Below are 519 nucleotides of genomic sequence, written 5' to 3' on the forward strand. Positions count from 1 at the left end.
GGAAATAACCCAAGGTGATGAAGAGGTTATTGTAGCAGTAATAGATAGTGGTGTAGATATAAATCATCCAGATTTAAGAGATAGAATATGGACAAACCCAAATGAAATTGAAAATGGCGTTGATACTTCAGGAAATGGATATGTAGATGATATTCATGGATGGGATTTTTATAACAACAACAATTCTGTTTTTAATGCTGAAGATGGAGATGAACATGGAACCCATGTTGCAGGAACAATAGCTGCAACAAAAAATGATATAGGCATTGTTGGTGTTGCACCAAATGTAAAAATTATGCCCCTTAAATTTCTTGGACCAAACGGTGGAAGTTTAAGTGATGCAATAGCAGCAATTGAATATGCATCAGATATGGGAGCAACAATAGCTAACAACAGTTGGGGTGGCGGAGGCTATTCCCAAGCATTAAAAGATGCTATTGAAAACTCAGGAATGCTTTTTATAGCTGCAGCAGGTAATGAATCAGTTAACAATGATGGTGGTGGTTGGTTTGCACCACA

1 protein-coding gene is annotated in these 519 nt (G+C 37.2%); it reads left to right on the top strand.

Going from position 1 to position 519, the window contains the following annotated elements; genetic code table 11:
• A partial coding sequence (locus RH915_RS11420; RefSeq protein WP_310480152.1) for a S8 family serine peptidase occupies positions 1-519 on the top strand: 519 nt, incomplete at both ends.

This window comes from Serpentinicella sp. ANB-PHB4 (assembly GCF_031432315.1).
Classification (GTDB): Bacteria; Bacillota; Clostridia; order Peptostreptococcales; family Natronincolaceae; genus Serpentinicella.